Annotated in this window: 23 protein-coding genes and 1 pseudogene; 13 read left to right on the top strand and 11 right to left on the bottom strand. The window is 70.8% G+C overall.

Annotated features, from left to right (window positions below; genetic code table 11):
- Positions 1 to 12 precede the first annotated feature (12 nt).
- The 5 genes from MQN93_RS04800 to MQN93_RS04820 are packed head-to-tail and all read right to left on the bottom strand — an operon-like array spanning position 13 to position 4,338.
- On the bottom strand, positions 13 to 1,380 hold the full coding sequence (locus MQN93_RS04800; RefSeq protein ID WP_242708429.1) for a cytochrome P450 family protein: 1,368 nt from the start codon (positions 1,378 to 1,380) through the stop codon (positions 13 to 15).
- A gap of 9 nt (positions 1,381 to 1,389) precedes the next feature.
- The gene (locus MQN93_RS04805; protein WP_242708430.1) at positions 1,390 to 1,950 is read right to left on the bottom strand and encodes a GTP-binding protein; all 561 of its coding nucleotides are present in this window, start codon (positions 1,948 to 1,950) and stop codon (positions 1,390 to 1,392) included.
- Positions 1,951 to 1,953: 3 nt separating this feature from the next.
- A complete protein-coding gene (locus tag MQN93_RS04810) occupies positions 1,954 to 2,349 on the bottom strand; it encodes a DUF742 domain-containing protein (protein ID WP_016431336.1) in 396 nt (131 codons plus the stop codon).
- Positions 2,342 to 3,187 carry a roadblock/LC7 domain-containing protein gene (locus MQN93_RS04815; RefSeq protein ID WP_242708431.1) on the bottom strand — a complete coding sequence of 282 codons (846 nt, stop codon included), beginning with the start codon at positions 3,185 to 3,187 and terminating at the stop codon, positions 2,342 to 2,344. The genes MQN93_RS04810 and MQN93_RS04815 overlap by 8 nt, the downstream gene beginning before the upstream one ends.
- Positions 3,184 to 4,338 (bottom strand): ATP-binding protein, encoded by a 1,155-nt coding sequence (locus MQN93_RS04820; protein ID WP_242708432.1) that lies wholly within the window; start codon positions 4,336 to 4,338, stop codon positions 3,184 to 3,186. The genes MQN93_RS04815 and MQN93_RS04820 overlap by 4 nt, the downstream gene beginning before the upstream one ends.
- Positions 4,339 to 4,792: 454 nt before the next feature.
- Here MQN93_RS04820 and MQN93_RS04825 point away from each other — a divergent pair, with 454 nt between their 5' ends.
- The 10 genes from MQN93_RS04825 (at position 4,793) to MQN93_RS04870 (ending at position 13,374) form a co-directional block, all read left to right on the top strand.
- Positions 4,793 to 5,185 carry a helix-turn-helix domain-containing protein gene (locus tag MQN93_RS04825; protein ID WP_242708433.1) on the top strand — a complete coding sequence of 131 codons (393 nt, stop codon included), beginning with the start codon at positions 4,793 to 4,795 and terminating at the stop codon, positions 5,183 to 5,185.
- A gap of 74 nt (positions 5,186 to 5,259) precedes the next feature.
- Positions 5,260 to 5,670: a VOC family protein gene (locus tag MQN93_RS04830; RefSeq protein ID WP_242708434.1), complete on the top strand. Its 411-nt coding sequence runs from the start codon at positions 5,260 to 5,262 to the stop codon at positions 5,668 to 5,670.
- Between the two features lie 402 nt (positions 5,671 to 6,072).
- On the top strand, positions 6,073 to 8,406 hold the full coding sequence (locus tag MQN93_RS04835; RefSeq protein ID WP_242708435.1) for a sensor histidine kinase: 2,334 nt from the start codon (positions 6,073 to 6,075) through the stop codon (positions 8,404 to 8,406).
- 74 nt (positions 8,407 to 8,480) lie between these two features.
- Positions 8,481 to 8,915 (top strand): roadblock/LC7 domain-containing protein, encoded by a 435-nt coding sequence (locus MQN93_RS04840; protein WP_016431330.1) that lies wholly within the window; start codon positions 8,481 to 8,483, stop codon positions 8,913 to 8,915.
- Between the two features lie 2 nt (positions 8,916 to 8,917).
- Positions 8,918 to 9,289 (top strand): DUF742 domain-containing protein, encoded by a 372-nt coding sequence (locus MQN93_RS04845; protein WP_016431329.1) that lies wholly within the window; start codon positions 8,918 to 8,920, stop codon positions 9,287 to 9,289.
- A complete protein-coding gene (locus MQN93_RS04850; protein WP_016431328.1) occupies positions 9,267 to 9,866 on the top strand; it encodes a GTP-binding protein in 600 nt (199 codons plus the stop codon). The genes MQN93_RS04845 and MQN93_RS04850 overlap by 23 nt, the downstream gene beginning before the upstream one ends.
- Before the next feature lie 60 nt (positions 9,867 to 9,926).
- Positions 9,927 to 10,508: a GAF domain-containing protein gene (locus MQN93_RS04855; protein WP_016431327.1), complete on the top strand. Its 582-nt coding sequence runs from the start codon at positions 9,927 to 9,929 to the stop codon at positions 10,506 to 10,508.
- Between the two features lie 59 nt (positions 10,509 to 10,567).
- Positions 10,568 to 11,167: a TetR/AcrR family transcriptional regulator gene (locus MQN93_RS04860; RefSeq protein WP_242708436.1), complete on the top strand. Its 600-nt coding sequence runs from the start codon at positions 10,568 to 10,570 to the stop codon at positions 11,165 to 11,167.
- Between the two features lie 115 nt (positions 11,168 to 11,282).
- A complete protein-coding gene (locus tag MQN93_RS04865; protein ID WP_242708437.1) occupies positions 11,283 to 12,020 on the top strand; it encodes a helix-turn-helix domain-containing protein in 738 nt (245 codons plus the stop codon).
- Between the two features lie 184 nt (positions 12,021 to 12,204).
- Positions 12,205 to 13,374 carry a 4-hydroxybenzoate 3-monooxygenase gene (locus MQN93_RS04870; RefSeq protein ID WP_242708438.1) on the top strand — a complete coding sequence of 390 codons (1,170 nt, stop codon included), beginning with the start codon at positions 12,205 to 12,207 and terminating at the stop codon, positions 13,372 to 13,374.
- On the opposite strand, the gene MQN93_RS04875 is transcribed toward MQN93_RS04870, so the two are convergent.
- Genes MQN93_RS04875 through MQN93_RS04890 form a run of 4 tightly spaced genes read right to left on the bottom strand, consistent with a single transcriptional unit; the run spans position 13,371 to position 15,928 of the window.
- Positions 13,371 to 13,727, bottom strand: coding sequence for a hypothetical protein (locus MQN93_RS04875; RefSeq protein ID WP_372504267.1), 357 nt, complete (start codon positions 13,725 to 13,727; stop codon positions 13,371 to 13,373). The two genes, MQN93_RS04870 and MQN93_RS04875, sit on opposite strands and share 4 nt — an antisense overlap.
- Before the next feature lie 29 nt (positions 13,728 to 13,756).
- A complete protein-coding gene (locus tag MQN93_RS04880; RefSeq protein ID WP_242708440.1) occupies positions 13,757 to 14,356 on the bottom strand; it encodes a GPP34 family phosphoprotein in 600 nt (199 codons plus the stop codon).
- A 52-nt stretch (positions 14,357 to 14,408) separates the two neighbouring features.
- Positions 14,409 to 15,629: a YbfB/YjiJ family MFS transporter gene (locus MQN93_RS04885; protein WP_242708441.1), complete on the bottom strand. Its 1,221-nt coding sequence runs from the start codon at positions 15,627 to 15,629 to the stop codon at positions 14,409 to 14,411.
- Positions 15,626 to 15,928 (bottom strand): muconolactone Delta-isomerase family protein, encoded by a 303-nt coding sequence (locus MQN93_RS04890; RefSeq protein WP_242708525.1) that lies wholly within the window; start codon positions 15,926 to 15,928, stop codon positions 15,626 to 15,628. The genes MQN93_RS04885 and MQN93_RS04890 overlap by 4 nt, the downstream gene beginning before the upstream one ends.
- Positions 15,929 to 16,093: 165 nt before the next feature.
- On the opposite strand from MQN93_RS04890, the gene MQN93_RS04895 reads away from it, so the two are divergent.
- Both MQN93_RS04895 and MQN93_RS04900 read left to right on the top strand, forming a co-directional pair.
- On the top strand, positions 16,094 to 17,050 hold the full coding sequence (locus MQN93_RS04895) for a LysR family transcriptional regulator (protein WP_016431320.1): 957 nt from the start codon (positions 16,094 to 16,096) through the stop codon (positions 17,048 to 17,050).
- Between the two features lie 124 nt (positions 17,051 to 17,174).
- Entirely contained in the window at positions 17,175 to 17,546 is a 372-nt protein-coding gene (locus MQN93_RS04900) for a hypothetical protein (RefSeq protein ID WP_242708442.1), read from the top strand.
- A 382-nt stretch (positions 17,547 to 17,928) separates the two neighbouring features.
- Here MQN93_RS04900 and MQN93_RS04905 read toward each other — a convergent pair whose 3' ends face one another.
- Positions 17,929 to 19,011 carry a sensor histidine kinase gene (locus MQN93_RS04905; RefSeq protein ID WP_242708443.1) on the bottom strand — a complete coding sequence of 361 codons (1,083 nt, stop codon included), beginning with the start codon at positions 19,009 to 19,011 and terminating at the stop codon, positions 17,929 to 17,931.
- Positions 19,012 to 19,105: 94 nt separating this feature from the next.
- Positions 19,106 to 19,798: pseudogene (locus tag MQN93_RS04910) on the bottom strand (response regulator transcription factor); the annotation flags it as partial.
- A 283-nt stretch (positions 19,799 to 20,081) separates the two neighbouring features.
- On the opposite strand from MQN93_RS04910, the gene MQN93_RS04915 reads away from it, so the two are divergent.
- Positions 20,082 to 21,014, top strand: a complete 933-nt coding sequence (locus tag MQN93_RS04915) for an endonuclease/exonuclease/phosphatase family protein (protein WP_242708526.1) — start codon at positions 20,082 to 20,084, stop codon at positions 21,012 to 21,014.
- Positions 21,015 to 21,038 lie beyond the last annotated feature (24 nt).

Genomic DNA, 21,038 nt, shown 5'->3' on the forward strand with positions numbered 1-21,038 from the left:
GGGTTACCTTCGTCACTCACCGCCAAGCCAAGCCCTGAAGCGGCTGAACAGGCCCCGGGGCTGGCTCGTTGCCGCCCGGGTCTCGGTCTGCGGCACCACCGTCGCGGCGGGCTGCGGCACCGGTGCCGACGGCTGGGCTCCGGCGGGCCGTGCCGGGCCGGCCGGGGCGAGGGCGCGAGGGGTGAAGCGGACCGGCAGGGTGACCAGGGTGCGGCTCCACGGCCCCTCCGCCCACTGCAGGTCCTTGAAGGGGACGCGCATCTCCAGATCGGGCAGTCCGGTCAGCAGGGACTCGACCGCGGTCACCGCGATCATGAAGGCGGGGTCCTTGGCCGGGCAGGCGTGCGGCCCCGCGCCGAACGCCAAGTGCGCCTTGGCGCTGAGCTGTTCGCGCTGCTGGGTCAGCTTGGGGTCGGTGTTGGCCGCCGCGAAGGAGATCAGCACCGGGTTGCCCGCCTTGAGGACCCTACCGCCCAACTCCACGTCGTGCGTGGGGTAGTGGCCCGCGTAGTTGGCGATCGGCGCGTAGTTCCACAGGGTCTGGTAGACGGCCTCCTCGACGGGCAGCGCGGCCTGGGCCTCCTCGCTCAGATACAGCGCGGCACTGGTGCCGAGGGCCGCGGCCAGCGGGGCGGTGCCGCCGGAGAGCAGCGTGACGAGCTGGTGCAGGACCTCTTCGTCGGTCAGCTGCGCATGGTGCTGCATCAGACGCGTCGTCAGGTCGGTGCCCGGCTGACGGTGCTTGAGGGCGATCAGCTCGGCGAGCGCCGTGCCCAGCACCTCGTCCGCCCCGGGCGTGCCCTGGAAGATGCCGCTGATCCCGACGATCACACGGTCGCCGAGCTCGGGCGGGCAGCCGAACAGGTCGCTGAAGACCAGCAGCGGCAGGGGCTGGGCGTAGGACTCCATCAGTTCCGCCCGGCCGCCCGGCTCGGAACTGAACTGGCTGATCAGATACTCGGCGGACTGCTGGACCTTGCGGCGCAGCTGGAGTTCGTTGACGGTGGCGAGGCTGTCGACGACCGCCTGGCGCAGCCGGGCGTGCGCCGCGCCGTCGCTGAACAGGGCGTTGGGCCGGTAGCCCATCATCGGTACGGCCGGGCTGTCGGCGGGGACGCGGCCCTCGTTCAGGGCGTTCCAGCGGCGCGAGTCGCGGACGAAGGACGCGGGGTTCTGCAGGATGTACAGGGCCGCGTCGTAGCTGGTGACCAGCTCGACCTCGACGTCGGGCGCGATGTCGACGGCGGCGCTCGGACCGAGGGAGCGCAGATGGCTGTAGGTGGCCTCGGGGTCGGAGCCGAACTGGGGTCCGTACAGCGGGACTTTGCCGTGCGCGGGGCAACCGGCCGGTATCTGCTGGCTGTCGTGGTGCTGGTGCATGGCGGGCTCCTAGTCGAGTAGGGACTGAAGGTGCTGCACGAGAGTGATGAGTGCCTGGGCCGCCGAACGCTGGTCGCGCACGTCGCAGCCCACGACGGGGGTGTCCGCGGGCAGGTTCAGCGCCTCGCGGACCTCCTCGAGCGGATAGGCGGTGGTGCCCTCGAAATGGTTGACGCCGATGGCGTACGTCAGGCCGAAGCGCTCGACCAGGTCCAGGACCGGGAACGACTCGTCGAGCCGCTGGGGGTCGACGATGACCAGCGCGCCCAGGGCTCCACGGGACAGCTCCTCCCACATCTCCTTGAAGCGCTCTTGTCCCGGCGTGCCGAAGATGTAGAGGACCAGCTCGTCGCTGAGGGTGAGCCGTCCGAAGTCCATGGCGACGGTGGTGGTCGTCTTCTCGGGCGTGCGGGACAGGTCGTCGACCCCCACGCTGGCCTCGGTGATCTCTTCTTCGGTCTGCAGGGGTTCGATCTCGGAGATGTTCCCGATGTAGGTGGTCTTGCCCACTCCGAAGGCACCTACGACGAGGATCTTCACCGAGCGCACAACGTCTGGATCCAGGTACACGGGTTACGCTCCGAATTTGGATTTCAGGCCAGCGAGGACATCGCCGAGCAGTTCTCGGTCGGTGGGCTCGGCCCGCGGTACGGGCTTTCTGACGAGGACGAGACCGCTCTCCTCGAGCTGCGCCAGGAGGATGCGCACGATGCCCAGCGGCAGATGGGTGTGGCCGGCCACCTCGGCCACGGACAGGAAGCCGTGGGCGACCAGGTCCACGATCGCCTGGGCCTCTGGCGACAGCGTGCGCGCCGCCGCCGAGGTGCCCTTGAGGGCGGTCACCAGGGCGGTGCGCTCGTACTGCTGGTCCGAAGGCAGCGCCCGCCCGTTGGTGATCACGAAGAAGGGCACTAACGCCGAGGTGAGTTCCAGTTCCGGTTCCTCGTCCTGGTCGTGCTCGTCAGGCATCGCTGGGTGCTCCCTCCCTCGATATCCGCTCCTCGCTCAATCTGGGCACGACCTCGTGCAGACGCGCGGTGAACTCCTCGATGTCGGTGTCGTGTTCGGCTGCCGCGGCCAGCAGGTGGCCCTTGCTGCCCGCGATCAGGAAGATCCAGCCGTGCTGGAACTCGATGACCGTCTGCCGCCACCCGGTGTCCTCGTGGACCCCGGTGAACTGTGACGTGACGCGGCTGTAGGCGTGGATGCCCGTCATGGCGGCCGAGATGGTGTCGACCAGATTCCGGCTGATGCCCGAACTCGCGCCCCGCGGAAGGCCGTTGATACCGAGAAGTACGGCGTGCCGGGCGCCGTGCACCTCGGCGATCACCTTGTCGAGGTCGGCGAGCACCAGCCCCGCCCGGTCGCCGGCCGGACTCCGGGACGAGGCGCCGCCGTCCGCGGACGACTCCTCCGCGTCCACCCGTGGCGGTGAGGTCAGGTTGTTGCCGAGCCGGGCGACGAGCCGGTGCATGCGGAAGGAGATCTGCTGGATGTCGACGTCCGGCTCCGCGGCCGCGGCGAGATAGGCACCCTCGCCGGCCCCGATGAGGAAGATCCACCCATGGGAGAACTCAATGATCGTCTGGTGCCACCGCGGGTCCCTCACCGGCTCGATGAAGTGGGACGTGGCCCGGCTGAGCGACTGCATCCCCGCCATGGCGGCGGAAATGGTCTGCACGTCTTTGCTGACAAGGCCTTCGGACGCCCCCAGCGGAACGCCGTCCGCGGAGAGCAGGACAGCGTGCCGTGCCTTGGGCACATTGGTCACGATGTCCTCGAGCATCCACGAGAGGTCAGTGGTCATGCGTCTTGGGACCCTTCGGTGGGCGAGGAGTCGAGGTTGCGGCCCGAGAGGGTGCCTCGCTGCAGCGCCCCCAGTGCACCCAGGCTGCGGCCGGAGGTACGGCCGGAGTCCTCGGTCGTCCGTGGCGGCTGCTCCTCCCGGTCGTCGGAGGCGACGGCGACGGGGGTCTGCCGGGACGCGCGCTTGGGCAGCCCGTTCAGCGTGCGGGGCCGGCTCTGGGTGGTGCCGCTCTCGGGGACGCGGGCGATGCTCACCGGCTCCTGCTCCACCGGGGACGGCTGCTCCTCGGTCCACAGGCCCTCGGGCAGCAGGACGACGGCGCGGACACCGCCGTAGCGGGAGTCCCCGGTGACGTCCACCCGGAATCCGTACTGGCGGGCGAGCAGGCCGATCAGCGGGAAGCCGAACTTCGGCTGGTTCCCGAGCTGCGACAGGCGCGGGACGACATCGCCGGAGAGCAGTTCGCTCGCGCGCTGCTTCTCCTCGTCGTTCATGCCGACGCCGCCGTCGTCGATCATGATGCACAGGTTGTTCTGGATGCGCTGGAAGGTCACATCGATGGGGGCGTCCTGCTGCGAGAAGCTGGCAGCGTTGTCGAGGAGTTCGGCCACGGCGAGCGCGACCGGCGTGACGGCGGAGGCCTTCAGCGCGACCCCGGTCTGTTGCCGGATCTCGACCCGGCGGAAGTTGCGGATCTGCGACTGGGCGCTGCGCACCACGTCGTAGACGCTCGCGGGCCGGTTGCGGCGTCCCACCGGCGCACCGCACAGCACGGCGATGCCCTGTGCCTTGCGCTGCATCTGCGCGTTGGCGTGGGTCACTTCGAGAAGATCGCCGAGCACCGCGTCGCCGCCGTACTTGCGCTGGATCTGCTCCAGGACGGTCATCTGCTCGGCGGCAAGGCTCTGCAGGAAGCTGGCGGATCCCTTCAGAACCGCCTTCGTGCTCTCCTCCGAGGCCTCCTCGGCCTCACGGATCGTTCCGTCGAACTCTTTCTGGTACTTCGTCAGTTCTGCCTGGGTCTGCAGCAGTTGACTCTTGGCGGCGTTCAGCTGAACGGTCAGCGAGTCCTCGGCCTGCCGCTTCTTTCTTCCCAGGGCCCTGTTGCGGACGACGAGCACCGCGATCGCGGCGACGGCTATCACCGTCATCGCAACCAGGCACCACGCAAGCGCGTCTCGAGACATGAAAACCTTTCCCGGCGCATGAAATGCGGACGTAGACGGATACACTCCCCCGCGAGTACGCACCCGCGACACAGCATGCCGGCTGCTCACGCGCGGTGGCGTGCCGAGCAGACGGCCCTCAAGTCAGCGCCTGAAGTGAGTGGATCAAGGTCGCAGATGCGGGGGATGCTACCACCGGCTCGCGAACCTCAGAGAGTCGCTCCCTGGTTCCTCCGCAAGCTCAACACGCCATCCGATTACGGTTGTTGACTGTTGTTCAGAGTGCGCGGCATCAAGTGCCGACAGCCTGTCGACAAGTGGAATGATCTTATCAGGATGCACGCAGCGTGTGGGTCCGGCCACCGAGGGCTCGGGATCATGGAACTCGGGATCACGGAACCTGACAGAGGCTGTTGAAACCGGCGTAGTGTCAGAGTTTGTGAGCCGTGCCGTCGAAGAGACCAACCGCCGCATGCTCCGGGCCCGGGACGCGATGGACCGTGCCTATGCGCAGCCGCTGGACGTGCCGGCCCTGGCCCGGATCGCCCATGTGTCCCCGGCCCACTTCGCCCGCACCTTCCGGGCCACCTTCGGCGAGACGCCGCACCGCTATCTGCAGCGGCGCCGCGTCGAGCGCGCCATGTTCCTGCTGCGGGAGACCGACCGCAGCATCACCGACATCTGCTTCGAGGTCGGCTTCGGCAGCCCGGGCACCTTCAGCCGCACCTTCCGGGACATCGTCGGCAGCTCGCCGAGGGAGTACCGCAAGCGGGCCGTCGCCCTGGACGTGCCCACCTGCTTCACGATGGCGTGGATGCGGCCGAGTGCGTGACGGAGCGGCCCCGGGTGCCCGACTGAGCAGTTCTGGATAAGTTTTCGCGCTGCAGGGCTCGTAGCGTGATGTCCATGTTCACAGGAATCACACACTCGCAGATCTACGTCCTCGACCAGGACGAGGCCCTCGACTTCTACGTCGGCAAGCTCGGCCTGGAGGTCAACACCGACGCCGACCTCGGCTTCATGCGCTGGCTCACGGTCAATGTCCCCGGGCAGCCCGACCGCGAGATCCTGCTGGAGCGGCCCGGTCCGCCGCGGCTGTCCGACGAGATTGCGGAGCAGGTGCGCGACCTGCTGACCAAGGGCGCGATGGGCGGCAACCTCATCTTCCGCACGGACGACTGCCGCAAGACCTACGACGAACTGCGGGCCAAGGGCGTCGAGTTCACCGAGGAGCCCACCGAGCGCGAGTACGGCATCGACTGCGGCCTGCGCGACCCCTTCGGCAACAGCATCCGGTTCACCCAGCCGAAGGGCTGATCTCGCGCGGAACGGCCGGATGGCTACGGTGAGTGATTCTCGGGGGAGGACTTCCGGGGGCGTAGAAACGCCTCGAACGGTCCCGGCGGGTTGATCGCCGGGCAGAAAAGGTCATCCGGCGAAGGCCGGGGAGCAGATGCTCCTCGGCCTTCTTTCGTTCGCCGCGACCGCTTCTGACCAGCTCTGATCGATACCTTCCTCGACGGGATCGCGCGCCTGCTCGGTTTATCGGTCTGTCGTACGACGCCTCATACCAGAGCGGGACGCTGCGCGGGGGACTTTGTCAACTGCCCACCGCACATGATGCGTTGCCGACTACTGTGAGTGTCCATCGGGCGACACCTGCCCGAAAAGCGCAGCCCGCGCTCCCGGCACCGACGGACCAGTACGACGAGGACTTCGATGTCTCACCTTCGCGCCCCGGCCGCACGCGCAGACCGCCGCGAGGGCGGGCGGCACGGACGGCCGGTAGCCCGTCCCGTACCCTCGCAGCCCGAGGCGCACATACGGCCTCAGCTGATGCGGCTCGCGGTGCTGCCGCCGATCGCGGTGGCCCTGAGCGCGGGCGCGGCCGTCCTGTTCACCGTGCGCTCCACCGGAGCACGGCCCGGCCTCGCCCTGTGGGGCGTACTGGCCGGCGCCGCGGCCGTCACCCTCGCGGGCATCCTGATCGCCGTCGTGGGCGCCGACCGCGCCGCCCGCTCCGTCAGCGACCGGGTCGCTGTCCTGCGCCGCAGCAGCGCCCGCGGCGAGGCCGAACTGCGCGCCCTGGTCAAGGCGTTGCGCCGCGGCGACGCCCCGCCCCAGCGCACGCCGCGCAGCGGACCGCCCGACGGCGCCGACGACCTCGAACTGCTCGCCGCCGACCTGACCCGTGCGCACGACGGCGCCGTCACCGCCGTCGTACAGGCCGCCCAGCTCTCCAGCCATGCGGGCAGCGAGCAGAAGCTCGAGGTCTTCGTCAACCTCGCCCGGCGGCTGCAGTCCCTGGTGCACCGGGAGATCTCGATCCTGGACGAGCTGGAGAACGAGATGGAGGACCCCGATCTGCTCAAGGGCCTCTTCCACGTCGACCATCTCGCCACCCGCATCCGCCGGCACGCCGAGAACCTCGCCGTGCTCGGCGGCGCCGTCTCGCGCCGGCAGTGGAGCCATCCCGTCTCCATGACCGAGGTGCTGCGCTCCGCCATCGCCGAGGTCGAGCAGTACTCCCGGGTCAAGCTCGTGCCGCCCGTCGACGGCACCCTGCGCGGCCACGCCGTCGCCGACGTCATCCACCTGCTGGCCGAACTCGTCGAGAACGCCACGGTGTTCTCCGCCCCGCACACCCAGGTCCTGCTGCGCGCCAACCTCGTCACCTCCGGCCTCGCCGTCGAGGTGGAGGACCGCGGCCTCGGCATGCCGGTCGGTGAGCAGAAGAAGATGAACGCCCTGCTCGCCGACCCCGACCAGGTCAATGTCGCCAGCCTGCTCGCGGACGGCCGTATCGGCCTGTTCGTCGTCTCGCAGCTCGCCCGCCGCCACGGCATCAACGTCCGGCTGCAGACCAACATCTACGGCGGGGTGCAGGCTGTCCTCATCGTACCGCAGGGCCTGCTGGGCTCGGCACCGGGGGTTCCCGGGAGCGCCGGGCAGGTGCAGGGGGCCGTGGGGTCCACGGGTACGGCAGGGGCGAGCGGGGTGGCCGGTACGGCAGGGGCAGCGGGTGCGGCAGGAGTGGCGGGTCTCGGCGCGCTGCCGCGGTCCGCGCAGCCGTCGGCGCCGCTCGTACCGCCCGCCCCCGGGCCCGAGACGGGCGCGCGGCGCATCGTGCCCGAGCCGCGCGCGCCGCGCGGGATCCAGCCGCAGGAGGGTGCGCGGCATGCGTCCGGGGTGCCGAACTCCGGGGCGCCGGGCGGTAGTTCGGCGGGCGGTGGTCCCGCGGGTGGCGGTTCGTTGGGCAGCGGCCCAGGGGGCAGCGGTCCGGCGGGCGGCGGTCCCGCCGGTGGCAGTGCGCTGAACGGTGGCCCGCTGGACGGCGGGCCTCCCGCCCCGCTGCCCGTACGCGGCTCGCACGAGGGGCGGTCCAACCCGGCCGAGGCGCTGCCCGGCATCCGGCCCGACGAGCGCGCCCGCGTCGCGGAGAACACGGCCGCCGCGCCCGCCCCCCGCACCGGAACGATCCGCGGCACCATGGGCAAGCCCCAACTGCCGCGCCGCCGCGCCCAGGAACACATCGCGCCCCAGCTGCGGGACGGCCCGGCGCCGCGTCAGGACTCCGAGCACCTGGCCGGCCACGACCCGGGACTGATGGCCGCCTTCCAGCGCGGCATCGGCCTGGCCGAGGCCCAGCAGAACGTGGACTCCGAGCACACGGGGGCGGCCCACACCCAGCCGGACCACATCACGGGGTCCGCACACAGGGAGCCGGCGGCGGAGTCCGGCGAGCGGGCGACCCGCATCCCACTGCACCCGCTGCTCGACCCGGCCCGTACCGAGACCACTCCCACCTTCCCGGCCTCACCGCTGGACGCCCGCCACACGGACGTAGGCCCCACGACCAAGCCGCACCCCATGGACGTGAGCCCCATGGACGTGAGCCCCATGGACGTGAGCCCCATGGACGTGAGCCCCATGGATGTGGGCCACATGGACGTGACCCCCATGGACCCGGCGCACATAGCCGAGGCGCGCCCCGCGTCCGCGCGCGGCATCGACCACCCCACCCGGCACGACGGGAGCGCGCCGGCCGGATGACCACCTTGCGTCCCACCCCCGCCTCCACCTCCACCGCTCCCGCAGACCTGCGTACCCCAAGGAGTCGATCCACCATGGCGAGCGAAGCGCCGACCGGCCATGTATCCGATCTCGACTGGCTGATGAGCGGCCTCGTCCAGCGCGTACCGCACACCACCAGTGCGGTCCTCCTCTCCTGCGACGGGCTCGTGAAGTCGGTCCACGGCCTCGATGCCGACAGCGCCGACCACATGGCCGCGCTGGCCTCCGGCCTGTACTCCCTCGGCCGCAGCGCCGGGGTCCGGTTCGGCGACGGCGGCGACGTCCGCCAGGTCGTCGTCGAACTCGACTCGACCCTGCTGTTCGTGACCACCGCGGGTTCCGGCACCTGTCTCGCGGTGCTCGCGGGCCGCGAGGCCGACGCGGCCGTGCTCGGCTACGAGATGGCGATGCTCGTCAAGAGCGTCCGCCCCTATCTGGTCACCGCGCCCCGGCAGCACGCCGTCGAACCCCCGGCGATGAGGCCTTGAGCGTGGCGACGGTCGGCGACGGGCCCTGGCTCGACGACGCGGCCGGTCGGCTGGTGCGCCCCTTCACGGTCAGCAACGGCCGCACCAGGCCCACCATCGCCCTCGACCTCCTGTCGCATGTGATGGCCACCGGGGCCACCCCCCTCGGCTATCTCGGCCCGGAGCACGCACAGGCGCTCGACCTGTGCCGCGCGCCCGTCTCGATCGCCGAGGTAGCCGCCCATCTGAAGCTGCCGGCGGTGGTCACCAAGGTGCTGCTGTCGGACCTCGTCGACTGCGGGGCGCTCACCACCAAACCCCCCGAGTTCCACCACAACCCGACTGACCGGGCCCTTCTGGAGGCAGTGCTCGATGGACTACGACGACAGCTCTGACCCCTTCCCCACCGCACTGAAGATCCTGGTCGCGGGAGGGTTCGGAGTAGGCAAGACGACCTTCGTGGGTGCGGTCAGCGAGATCGCGCCGCTCAGTACGGAGGAGTTGCTCACCACGGTCAGCGCCGCGACCGACAGTCTCGACGGGATCGAGAACAAGGTCGAGACGACGGTCGCCATGGACTTCGGCCGGATCACCCTCGATGCGGAACATGTGCTGTATCTGTTCGGCACGCCCGGGCAGGAGCGGTTCTGGTTCATGTGGGACGAGCTCTCGGAGGGTGCCCTCGGCGCGGTCATCCTCGCCGACACGCGCCGCCTGGAGGAGTGCTTCGCGGCCGTCGACTTCTTCGAACAGCGCGGCCTCGGCTTCATCGTCGCGATCAACGAGTTCGACGGCTCGTACCGCTACGACCCCGAGGAGGTCCGGGCCGCCATAGACCTGCCGCCGGAGATCCCGGTGGTGCGCTGCGACGCCCGGATCTCCAGCTCCGGCGTCCAGACCCTGCTCACCCTCGTCCGGCACCTCATCGAGTACGCCCCAGCGCATGCGCCGAGCCACGGCGCCCACATGTGATCCCCGCACACCGCCACGGAGCCCGTATATGCCTTGCGTCCACAGTGACGGAGCCCGCCCATGAGGTACGACCCGTCGCGTCCGGCCGGTCGGCTGCTGCTCACCCCCGAGGACAAGGAGGCCCCCGCCCGCGCCCGGCGGCTGAGCAGACTGGGCCTGGGCGAACACGCCGACCCGGCCCTGGACGCGTACGCGGACCACCTCGCCGAGCTCACCCGCGCGCCCTACGCCATGGTCAACTTCATCGACGAGCACCGCCAGTTCTTCGCGGGCCTGCACCTGTCGGACGTACGGCCCCCGGTCGTGAAGCCGGACGGGACCACGCCCGTGCTCGGCCGCGAACTCGCCCGCGACCACGGCTTCTGTCCGCACGTGGTGGTCCGGCGCAAGGCCCTGGTCCTGGAGGACGTGTGCGACTATCCGCGGTTCGCGGGCAATCCGGTCGTCGACGAGTTCGGCATCCGCTCCTATCTGGGCGCGCCGCTGATCGACAGCACGGGCATGGTGCTCGGCACCGTGTGCGCCGTCGACGTGGAGCCGCGGCCCTGGGGCAGGCCCGGTCTGGAGACCATCAAGGCGTCGGCGGCGGAACTGGTGGCCCGACTGGAGCGCCGCGAGGCGGACGGGCTTCCGCTGCTGTGAGGCTGCCGCCCTGCCGCAGCCGCTAGCCGACCGGTCTATTACCTCCGTAGACTGGTGGCGTGGGACGTACCAGTGACGCCAAGGAGAAGATCCTCGCCGCCGCCCGCTCGCTGATCGAGGCGCGTGGCTACTCCGCGCTGGGCGTGGCCGAGATCTGTACGGCGGCCGGTGTGCCCAAGGGCAGCTTCTACCACTTCTTCGACTCCAAGGAGTCCCTCGCGCTCGCAGTGGTGGACGAGCACTGGGCGGCCCAGAAGCGCGACTGGACCCGCGTGCTGGAGGGGGACGCGGCTCCCCTGGACCGGCTGCGGCAGCTGTTCGAGCAGACCGAGGCCGCACAGCACACCGCGCAGCAGGGCTGCGGCACCGTCTCCGGCTGTCTGTTCGGCAACCTCACCCTGGAGCTCAGCAACCAGACCGAGGCCGTACGCGCCCGCCTCCAGGAGATCTTCGAGGCCCAGATCGACATGGTCGAGTCGGTCGTCGCCGAGGCCCGCGAGCGCGGAGACGCCACCGTCACCGACACCCGCGAGGCGGCACGCGCCGTGGTGGCCCAGCTGGAGGGGCAGGTCCTCTTCGCCAAGCTGTACAACAACACCGGCCGCCTCAGCCCGCTGTGGCAGAACTGCCGGGCCCTGCTGGGCGCGACGGCCGCCTGAGGTCCGCCGCCTCATGTCGAAAGGCCGCCACCTGTCGCTGGACCCGTCTTCGGACCCGTCATCGTTCCCGTCTTCGGACCCGCCATCGGATCCGTCTTCGGACCCGTCGGGCGGGATGCCCCAGGGGGCCGGTTGGCTGCCGCACGGCTTCCGCCTCGACCCGCACTCGCACGTCCAGGGTCAATTGGTCTACGCCGCCGTCGGCGCCCTGGCCACCACGACCGAGCGCGGCACCTGGGTCGCCCCGGCCAACCGCGTGACATGGACGCCACCGGGGTTCACCCACTCCCACCGCTTCTACGGCCGCACCGACGTCCGGCTGCTCACGGTCCCGGTCGGGCTGTGCGGTGAACTCGCCCCGCATCCCAGCGTGTTCGCGGTGAGCCCGCTGCTGCGCGAGGCGATCCTCGCGCTGACCGACGACCGGCCTTCGGCCCGCCCCGGCGCCCGCGAACGGCTCCTCGCGGTGGCCGTCGACGAGCTGTCCGACGGTCCCGAGCAGTCCCTGCACCTGCCCGAACCCGACGACGACCGGCTGCGCGCGGTCACCGATCTACTGCACGCCGACCCCGCCCGGCCCGCCACCCTCGCGGAACTGGGCCGTGCGGCGGGGGCGAGCGAGCGCACCCTGAGCCGCCTCTTCCACAGCGAACTGGGCATGAGTTTCCACCGCTGGCGCACCATCCTGCGCATCCACCACGCCCTGGCCCACCTCACCAACGGCCTGTCGGTCACGGACACCGCGGTGGAGTGCGGGTGGTCCAACCCGTCCAGCTTCATCGACGCGTTCACGGAGGTCGTGGGGCAGACTCCGGGGCGCTATCAGGGGGAGCTGCGGGGCGGCGCTAGGTAGTCGCTCCGCGGGTTGGCGGGTTGGCAGGGTTGGGGTTGGCGGGTTTCCGGTATCCGCTGTCCATTTGCCGGTGGTCTGCACCCCTGGGCGGGTCCCACAGTGGTGCCAGTACGGCAGTACCGGCACCGGGCGGCTTCGTTCACGTCGCCGGTGCACCCACCACCATCTGCACGGAGACCCACACATGAGCGAGACCCGCGAACCCACAACCGTCGTCATCGTCGGGGCCGGCGTCGCCGGTATGACCCTCGGCAACCTGTTGCTGCGCAACGGTGTCGACTGCGTCGTACTGGAGAAGCACAGCCGTGCATACGTCGAACAGCGCCAGCGGGCCGGGACCATCGACACCTTCGGGGTGCGTCTGTTCCGCGACTGGGGCCTCGAAGAGGTGCTTGAAGGCGACCGCATCCCGGACAGCGAGGGCGGCTTCTTCATCGACGGCGAGGAGATGCCGATCGACGTGGGCGACGACAACGAGAGCCTGTTCTGCCCGCAGCAGGTCCTGGTCCGCAATCTCACCGACGTGTTCCTGCGCGACGGGGGAGACCTGCGCTACGAGGCCGCCGACGTGTCCCTGCACGACATCGACGGCGAGCGCCCCCTCGTGCGCTACCGGGACGTCGCCGGCACGACGAAGACCGTGTCCTGCGACTACATCGCCGGGTGCGACGGCTTCCACGGAGTCAGCCGACGCAGCATCCCGGCCGGTGTCCTGACCGAGTACTCCCACGAGTACGGCTACTCCTGGCTCAGCATTCTCGCGGCGGTGCCGACCAGCCCCTCCGGCATGGCGATCCATGCGCGCGGTCTCGCCGGCATGATCCCCCGAGGCCCGCAGGCCACCCGCATCTACCTCCAGTGCCCGGTCGACGACACCCCCGAGCAGTGGCCGCAGGAACGTGTGTGGAGCGAGTTGGAAGCGCGCTTCGGCACGTCCGTGTCCACCGGCGAGATCGTCGACAAGCGGATCGTGCCGTTGCGCAGCGTGGTGTTCGACCCGATGAGCCACGGGCGGCTGTATCTCCTCGGGGACGCGGCGCACATCGTTCCGCCGATGAGCGCGAAGGGAATCCATCTCGCCCTGCACGACACCGAGGTGTTCGCCCGCGCCGTCATCGCCCGGATCAAGAAGGGCGATCCGACCCTGCTCGCCACCTACTCGGAGACCTGCCTGCCGCACATCTGGAACTACCAGGCCTTCGCCTCATGGATCACCGACCTCATGCACAACGCCGGTGACACCTCCTACGAAGGAGAGTTCCGCAAGCAGACCGCCCGAGCAGAACTACAGCGCCAGTTCACCTCGGACACAGCGAGCAGGCTCTTCGCGGAACTGACCGCCGGAACCAACTAGTCGACGTCCGGGTCGACTTCGGGGTGCGTGAACCGCACGGGCTTGCCCAGCGACCGCGCGTAGGTGATTTCGGCTCGGGTGCTGTCCCCGATGTAGCCGCCGACCACGAGCACCTCATCAGCGAGCCGGATCTTCGCCCGGTGCAGATCGTCGAGCCGGACCTTCAGCGCCTCTGCCTCGACAGGATCGGACCAGAGTTCGTGCGGCGACTTCATGTCACACGCCGGTTTGACGACGATCCTGCCCGCTTCGGTCTCCCGCAGATCGGCCTCGTTCATCTCGGTCATGAAGCGGGTGGAGCCGCAGATCACGACGATGGGCGGGAGGGCCAACAGCTGCTTCGCGGATCGCATGTCGACCCGCTGATCCCCTGGATCAGACATCAGTAGCCCCGCCACACATTGTCGAACGCCGCGTCCTCGATCTGTTTGCGTTGCCGGACCGCCTCCAGTTCCATCACCGCGTCGCCCGCGGCGGCCAGTACGGTCGTGATGGTGTCGTCGTCGAAGTCCTGTTCGGTGGGGGCGTCGCGGAGGCCGGCGGTGGTGGCGAGGGCGGCGAGGACGGGTTCGTTCTCCGTCCAGCGTTCCTGGGCGCGGCGCCGGGGCGCCGAGTCGACCGGCTCGGTGCGCCAGGTCTTCAGCGGGAGTCGGCGGCCCCGCGGCCGGGTGGTCAGGCCCACGCGCTCCAGGTCGTCCACGTAGGCCGAGGCCAGCCCGCGGCCCCGGCGCCACAGCCAGTCCTCGACCGACTCGTACGGCTGCTGTCGTAGAAGTGCCGCGGCGGCCTCGTCGAGGAGGCGGTCGCCGGTGGGGGGCTGGGCGTTGGGCAGGATGCGGTCGCCGTCCAGGACGAGCGCCTTGGCCTCGATGAGGTCGAAGATCTCGGCCGCGGCGAGCGTGAGCGAGAGGTCGCCCTGTTCCACCGGGCGGTCGGGTGCCGCGTCCAGGGCGACGATCGCGAGGTCCCGTGCGGTGTTCATGTGCGGCTCCACGTCAGTTGGCCGGGTGCGGGGCGAGCGTTGGAGCCAGGTCCTAGGTGGGCCGGGCGTCCTCGGTCGATTCTCGCTGGTGCAGTGGGTTCGTGGGTCTTACTACGGCCATGTGGTGCGGGAATCCGATGCGCAGGACGGCGGCAGCCGCGGCGGCGGTGAGGACCGTGAGGGCGGCCAGGAGCAGGGCCTGGTGGTAGCCGTGGTGCAGGAGTGGGGCGACCAGTAGGGGGCCGAGGATCTGGCCGACGGAGTAGCCGGCGGTCAGCAGCGCGACCGAGCGAGGGAAGCGCAGGTGGGCGCCGGCGGCCAGGGCGAGGGTGCTGACCCCCAGGAAGGTGGCGCCGAACAGGATCGCCGAGGTGAGGGCGGCTGTCGTGGCGTCGGTCAGGGCGGGCAGGGCGATGCCGGCCGCCTGGATCGTCAGTGCGCTCAGCAGCAGGCCGGGCCGGGAGAAGCGGTGCCCGAGCCGGGCCCACAGGGCCGAGGAGGGTACGGCGGCCAGCCCTACGAGCACCCAGGCGCCGCTGCCGACCCAGCCGGGGGAGCCCTGTCCGACGGCTGCGACCAGGAAGGTCCCGGCGATGATGTAGCCGACGCCCTCCAGGGTGTAGCTGACGAAGAGCGCGCCGAACCAGCGGTGGGTACGGATGCCGGGGCCGGCGTCGCGCGCCGGGGCTGCGGGCGCCCCCTCCGGACGTAGATTCCACGCGCCCCAGGCCAGCAGTGCCGTAAGCGCGGCCGCCGCCCACCAGGCGGCCCGCCAGTCCGCGAGGGGTCGCAGGGCCAGGACCAGCAGCCCGGACAGTGCGATCCCGCCGCCGACCCCGCCGAACGCCCACCCGGACAGATGCGGCGGATGCTCCCGCAGATGGTGCAGGAGCGACCCTGCCGCGACGACGAAGACGAGCGCACTCGTCACCCCGGCCAGCAGCCGCAGCCCCTCCCACACCAGGGTGCTGTGGGTCAGCGGCATCGCGGCGAGCGTGGCCGTCAGCAGGAGCAGGGAGGCGCGGAGGACGGTCCGGGATCTGATCAGGGCGGGAGACAGGATGCCGGCCAGGGCGCCGATGAGGTAGCCGATGTAGTTGGCCGTGGCCAGGTTCGCGCCCGCGCTCGCGGACAGGCCCGCCCCGTCGTGCATCAGCGGGAGGATCGGCGTGTAGACGAAGCGGCCGACGCCCATGCCCGCCGCGAGTGCCGCAGCGGCCCGGGCGACATGGGTCCAGGGACCGGAGGAGTGACTCCGGGAGGCGGTGCTCATCGGGTGGCGTCGCCCCTGCCCGGGTCGTTCGGGTGGGACTCGAGCGGGGTGACGGTGAGGTTCATCCACGGGCGCAGCGGCAGCGTGCCGAGCACCTTGTCGTGCAGCTCCGCCTCGTCGGCGGCCCGCCACACACCGATACTGCGCAACTCGCCCACGGGGCGCCACAGCCGGACCAGATGCCCCGTCGCCGCCAGCTCCTTCGCCCGTACGGCCTCGGCGGCCCGGCGCCGGTCGACCTCGTCCTGCCCGGTGCCCTCGGGAACGGTGGTCGTGATCTCCACCAGGAACTCCCGAATGACGAACTCCCGCATGACATGCTCCTTCGCTGCGCGTGAGCCCATCACGCGCTGTCGCGAGCCCTTCATGGGCCCATCGCGAGCCCATCGTGCGCCCGTCACCAGCACCGATGCCACGACCGGCTGCCTCGCTGCTGAGAGGCGCAGCCTCCCAGCGCGCGTAGCATGGCGGGCGTGGAACTGCGTCAGCTGCGGTACTTCGTCGCCGTCGCCGAGGAACTCAATTTCGGCCGGGCCGCCGAGCGGCTCCTCATCGCGGGCCCGTCCCTCTCCCAGCAGATCAAGGCCCTCGAACGGGACCTGGGCGTGCGGTTGTTCGACCGGGACCGCCGCTCGGTCTCCCTCACTCCGGCCGGCGCGGCCCTGCTCCCGCACACCCGCGCCCTGCTGGAGGGGGCCGAGGACCTCAAGCGCCGGGCCGCCCGGCTCTCGGGCTCGGAGTCCGTCCGCCTCGGCTACGTCAACTGGCTTCCGCCGGACCTGAGTTCGCGTACGGCCGCGGTGGCCCGGGTGCATGTGGACGCCTGGGTCGCCCCCTCGCACACCCAGGCCGCCCGGGTCGCCGACGGCAGCCTGGACCTCGCCGTGTGCTGGGTCAGGACCGAAGATCTCGCCCGGCTCGGGCTGCGGGCCCGGCTGATCGGCGCCGACCGGCTGTACGCGGTCGCGAGGGGCGGCGACAGCAGCGACGTACCGGATGTGGCGGCCCGCGACGTCGACGTCCTGATCGACGACGACGTCACGTCGTGGGCGTCGTGGAACGTGTACGGCGAGGAGCTGGCGCAGGCCACCGGGGCCCGTACGGTCCGTATCTCCGACGGCGCGATCACCGGCCCCGCCTTCTTCGACCACGTCCGCCGCTGCACCCGCCCCGTCGTCAACTCGCCCAAGGGACAGACCAGTCCGCTCCCGTCCGACCTGGTCCGCCGGGAGATCGTGGCGCCGAAGGTGTACTGGACCTGGTCCCTGGTCTGGCGCGAGAACGAACAGCGCCCCGGCGTCCTCGCCGTCGTGGACGCCCTGTGCGCCGGGGTGGGCGACCTCGGGCTGCGGGCCGGGGACGTATGGCTACCGGCCGACGACCCGCACGCGCACACGCCCGGGATCCAGCGGGCTACCTGACACCCTGCCCATCCCCAAGAACCCTTCACCCGGACGGTGCGTCACATCACCACAGGCCAAGCGTTCGCTGTTACGCGGCCGCTCTGCCGGAACCGTGCACCACGCCGCCGCGTCCATCACGGGCATGGGCGAGAGAACCGCGCAGCGGGCCACGGGTATGAACCCGAAGACAGAGGGCGCCGCCGGATGCCTGCTCGCCGGCCTCGGTGCGACAGCCGCGCCGCTTGTCTGGGCACCGCGAGCCGCGGTCAGTATCGACGGAGGATTCGAGGGCCATGCCCGCGATCTGAGTGTGCTCTTCATCGATCTGCCGCTCATCGTGCTCGGCGGCGCATTGGTTCCGCTCTTCGCCTGGGCGTTGGCCACCAGACGGGTGCACCGCCCCTGGGCCGCGGCACTCATGGCCCTGGCCGCGCTCGCGCTCGCGGTGTGGGGGCTCACCGAGTGGTGGACCCCCCGCCGGCAGCCGGACCCCGGTTACGGACCTGGGATCTGACCACGGAGTCCGCGCCGCCTGGTCTGAGATCTCGTAAAGTCGCTGATCGCCCGCCGGGGCATCGAGCACGGCTCCGGTCTTGCGTCCCGGGTACCGGTTCCGACGCTCGACCTCGGGCAGCAGCGACTCGATCACCGCCCGCATCTCGTCGTCGACTTCCCACGGCTTCGCCGCGCGACCCGCGGTCCCGCACGAGCGACGCCGAAGTGGCCGCCCTGCTCACTGCCAAAGAAGGCGGACGCGGTGGGCGACCTCGGGCTGTGCGACGGGGATGTATGGCTCCGGCCGACGACCCGCACGCGTCCCCGCCCGACAACCCGCACACGCCCCCGCCCGGCGACCCCCACGCGCCCTGGCACCGCGCCCCGGACGCGCCCCCGCCTCACCGACGCGCCGCAGGCAGTTCCACGGTGATGCGCAGCCCGCCGGCCGGGCGCGGGGTGAGGGAGAGGGTGCCGTCGTGGGCCTCGGTGATGGTTTTGACGATGGCCAGGCCCAGGCCGACGCCCGCGTGGTCGGTGTGGATGCGGTCGGTGCCGCGGCGGAAGGGTTCGGTGAGGGTCTCGACCAGGTCTGCGGGGAGTCGTTCGCCGGTGTTCTCGACGGTGAGGACCACGGTCCGGGGGCGGAGGGCGGTGTGGATGCGGACGGTGCCCTGTGCCGGAAGGTTGTGGACGATCGCGTTGTGCACGAGGTTCGTGGCGAGCTGCAGCAGGAGCGCGGGCGAGCCGCTCGTCGGGGCGATGTCACCGCCGGTCTCGACCGTGACGGCGTGCTTCTCCGCGAGCGGCTGGAGTGTCTCGGCCGCTTCCTCCGCCACGAGGGACAGGTCCACCGGCTCCCGGGTGAAGGACCGCCGGTTGGCGCGGCTGAGCAGCAGCAGGGCCTCGGTGAGGTCGATGGCGCGGGTGTTGACGGTGTGGAGCCGCTCGACGAGTTCGCCGGCGTCGTGGTTCGGGTCGGCGCGGGCGACGTCGATGAGCGTCTTCGAGATCGCCAGCGGGGTACGCAGCTCGTGCGAGGCGTTGGCAGCGAACCTCTGCTGTTCCGCGACGTGCGCTTCGAGCTGCGCGAGCATCGTGTCGAAGGCGTCGGCGAGTTCGCGGAACTCGTCCTTGCGGCCCGGCAGACGGATGCGGTGGGACAGCGATCCGGCCGCGGCCGTGCGGGTGGCGTAAGTGATCCGGTCCAGGGGCGCGAGCATGCGTCCGGCGAGGATCCATCCTCCCAGCAGGCCGAACACCAGCAGGAACACCACGACCGCGGCAGCCGTCGGGGCGAAACTCTGCACGAACATCGTGCCCGGAGTCACCCTCACCGCCCCCGACTCATTGGTCTGCAGCCACCCCTGCCGCAGCATGAACACCCCCACGGCGACGAGCAGCAGAGCACCCGCGACCATGAGGAACCCGGCGTAGCTGAGGGTGAGCTTGAGGCGGACGCTCAGCCCGGGCTGCCTATCCACCGTCCCGTCCTTCAGCCCGGGCTGCCTGTCCACCGTCCCGTCCTTCAGCCCGGGCTGCCTGTCCACCGTCCCGTCCTTCAGCCCGGGCTGCCTGTCCACCGTCCCGTCCTTCGCGCCCGCCGCCGGGTGCCGTGTCGATGCGGTAGCCGACGCCCGGCACGGTGGCGATGACCCAGGGCTCGCCCAGCCGCTTGCGCAGGGCCGACACGGTGATGCGCACGGCGTTGGTGAACGGATCGGCGTTCGCGTCCCACGCGCGTTCCAAAAGCTCCTCGGCGCTGACGACGCCGCCCTCGGCGGCCACGAGGACCTCGAGCACCGCGAACTGCTTCCGGGTCAGCGCGACATAGCGGCCGTCGCGGTGGACCTCGCGGCGGAACGGGTCGAGGCGCAGCCCCGCGATCTCCCGCACCGGAGGCCTGCTGTGCCCGCGTCGGCGGTCCAGCGCCCGGAGCCGGAGCACGAGTTCCTGGAGTTCGAAGGGCTTGGTGAGATAGTCGTCCGCCCCCAGCTCGAACCCGGAGGCCTTGTCGTCGAGCCGGTCGGCCGCGGTGAGCATCAGGATCGGCATACCGCTGCCGGAGGCGACGATGCGCTTGGCGATCTCGTCACCGGACGGTCCGGGGATGTCGCGGTCCAGGACGGCGATGTCGTAGGAGTTGACGTCCAGCATCTCCAGTGCGGTGTCGCCGTCCCCCGCGATGTCGGCCGCGATCGCCTCCAGACGCAGCCCGTCTCGGACGGCTTCGGCGAGATACGGCTCGTCCTCGACAATCAACACACGCATACTCCCCAGGCTACGAGCCCGCACCTTTCGTCGGCGTATCGAAATTCGCATACGTCCCGGCAACATCGCTGCGGCTTGACTGGTGACGCGACGGCGTGGCCGCACGCCTTCGTGCGCCCGCCCACCAGGATCCGAGGATGCAGCAGTGACCAGCACTTTTCATACGGACACCCCCACCGCCGAGCCTGCGGGGGAAGCCGGAAACCGGCCCACGGGCGTCCGCCGGGCCGTCCGCGCGGGCCTCCGGCCGGAGCCCTGGAGGCGCGGCCCGGTACTCACGGCGCTGGCACTGCTGCTCGGCCTGCTCATGGCGCTGCACGCACAGATCCCGAACCGGATCGGGAACCTCGGCAGCCTGGTGGAGAGCGTGCTGCCGTGGTTCGGCGCGTTCGTCCCGGTGCTGCTGGCCGGGGCGCTGTGGCGGCGCTCCGCCTCCGCGGTGGTCGCGCTGCTGCTGCCGGTCGTGGTGTGGCTGAACCTGTTCGGCGGGCAGCTCGGCGACCGGTCCCACTCCGGCGGCGACCTCACCGTGATCAGCCAGAACGTCGACGCCGACAACTCCGACCCGGCCGGCACCGCCCGCGACCTGGCCGCCTCCGGCGCGGACCTGCTGGCGCTGGAGGAGATCACCCCGCAGGCCCTGGACACGTACGAGAAGGCGCTGGCGACGACGTATCCGTACCACGCGGTGCAGGGCACGGTCGGCCTGTGGAGCAGGCTGCCGCTGTCCGGCACCCAGCCCGTCTACGACGGCATGAACTACGGGCCGCTGGCGGCCACCAGGCCGGCCGACGCCACCCTGGCCTCGGACCGCGCCATGCGCACCACGGTGGCCACGCAGCAGGGCCCGCTGACGGTGTACGTGGCCCACCTGGGATCCGTACGCGTCAATCCCCGGGCGGGCTTCTCGACGGCCCAGCGGAACAGGGGAGTACAGGCGCTCGCCGAGGCCGTCGCCGCCGAGAAGAACGAGCGGGTGATGCTGCTCGGCGACCTGAACGGCACCCTGGACGACCGCGCCTTCGCCGACCTCACTGCGCAGATGCGCTCGGCGCAGGACGTGGCGGGTGACGGGTTCGGCTTCAGCTGGCCGGCGGCGTTCCCGGTGGCGCGGATCGACCAGATCCTGGTGCGGGGGGTGCGACCGGAGAGTGCGTGGGTGCTGCCGGCCACGGGCAGTGACCACCGGCCGGTGGCGGCGTCGGTCAGCTGGTGAATGCCGACAGCTGGTGAATGCCGA

Source organism: Streptomyces spinosisporus, assembly GCF_022698145.1.
GTDB lineage: Bacteria > Actinomycetota > Actinomycetes > Streptomycetales > Streptomycetaceae > Streptomyces > Streptomyces spinosisporus.

What these genes read in the sequence shown, in the direction of transcription:
- MQN93_RS04800 (WP_242708429.1), bottom strand. Translation starts at nt 1,380, where the DNA reads ATGCACCAGCACCACGACAGCCAGCAGATACCGGCCGGTTGCCCCGCG.
- MQN93_RS04810 (WP_016431336.1), bottom strand. Translation starts at nt 2,349, where the DNA reads ATGCCTGACGAGCACGACCAGGACGAGGAACCGGAACTGGAACTCACC.
- MQN93_RS04815 (WP_242708431.1), bottom strand. Translation starts at nt 3,187, where the DNA reads ATGACCACTGACCTCTCGTGGATGCTCGAGGACATCGTGACCAATGTG.
- MQN93_RS04820 (WP_242708432.1), bottom strand. Translation starts at nt 4,338, where the DNA reads ATGACGGTGATAGCCGTCGCCGCGATCGCGGTGCTCGTCGTCCGCAAC.
- MQN93_RS04830 (WP_242708434.1), top strand. Translation starts at nt 5,260, where the DNA reads ATGTTCACAGGAATCACACACTCGCAGATCTACGTCCTCGACCAGGAC.
- MQN93_RS04835 (WP_242708435.1), top strand. Translation starts at nt 6,073, where the DNA reads ATGTCTCACCTTCGCGCCCCGGCCGCACGCGCAGACCGCCGCGAGGGC.
- MQN93_RS04840 (WP_016431330.1), top strand. Translation starts at nt 8,481, where the DNA reads ATGGCGAGCGAAGCGCCGACCGGCCATGTATCCGATCTCGACTGGCTG.
- MQN93_RS04850 (WP_016431328.1), top strand. Translation starts at nt 9,267, where the DNA reads ATGGACTACGACGACAGCTCTGACCCCTTCCCCACCGCACTGAAGATC.
- MQN93_RS04855 (WP_016431327.1), top strand. Translation starts at nt 9,927, where the DNA reads ATGAGGTACGACCCGTCGCGTCCGGCCGGTCGGCTGCTGCTCACCCCC.
- MQN93_RS04865 (WP_242708437.1), top strand. Translation starts at nt 11,283, where the DNA reads ATGCCCCAGGGGGCCGGTTGGCTGCCGCACGGCTTCCGCCTCGACCCG.
- MQN93_RS04870 (WP_242708438.1), top strand. Translation starts at nt 12,205, where the DNA reads ATGAGCGAGACCCGCGAACCCACAACCGTCGTCATCGTCGGGGCCGGC.
- MQN93_RS04875 (WP_372504267.1), bottom strand. Translation starts at nt 13,727, where the DNA reads ATGCGATCCGCGAAGCAGCTGTTGGCCCTCCCGCCCATCGTCGTGATC.
- MQN93_RS04880 (WP_242708440.1), bottom strand. Translation starts at nt 14,356, where the DNA reads ATGAACACCGCACGGGACCTCGCGATCGTCGCCCTGGACGCGGCACCC.
- MQN93_RS04885 (WP_242708441.1), bottom strand. Translation starts at nt 15,629, where the DNA reads ATGAGCACCGCCTCCCGGAGTCACTCCTCCGGTCCCTGGACCCATGTC.
- MQN93_RS04895 (WP_016431320.1), top strand. Translation starts at nt 16,094, where the DNA reads ATGGCGGGCGTGGAACTGCGTCAGCTGCGGTACTTCGTCGCCGTCGCC.
- MQN93_RS04900 (WP_242708442.1), top strand. Translation starts at nt 17,175, where the DNA reads ATGGGCGAGAGAACCGCGCAGCGGGCCACGGGTATGAACCCGAAGACA.